This is a genomic window from Vibrio marinisediminis, assembly GCF_014050145.1.
In the GTDB taxonomy this organism is placed as follows: domain Bacteria; phylum Pseudomonadota; class Gammaproteobacteria; order Enterobacterales; family Vibrionaceae; genus Vibrio; species Vibrio marinisediminis.
Window position 1 is genome coordinate 1 of the sequence record NZ_JACFYF010000334.1, and the last position, 238, is coordinate 238.

At 35.7% G+C, this 238-nt stretch carries 1 protein-coding gene; it reads right to left on the bottom strand.

Going from position 1 to position 238, the window contains the following annotated elements; genetic code table 11:
• On the bottom strand, positions 1 to 238 hold a 238-nt coding region (locus H2O73_RS24270), incomplete at both ends, for a GTPase (protein ID WP_182110835.1).

Below are 238 nucleotides of genomic sequence, written 5' to 3' on the forward strand. Positions count from 1 at the left end.
TAGCAATATGTTGTATTCTTTGTTGATGTCATCAGAATCAGCAGGAATCATAAATAACAAGGTGGAATTACGTTCTATATGCCGTAAAAAGCGATGACCAAGTCCTTTGCCTTCTGCCGCACCTTCTATTATTCCTGGAATATCAGCCATAACAAAACTTTGAAATTCTCTGTGTTCTACAATTCCTAAGCTTGGTTTTAATGTAGTAAATGCATAATCTGCTATTTTAGGTTTTGCG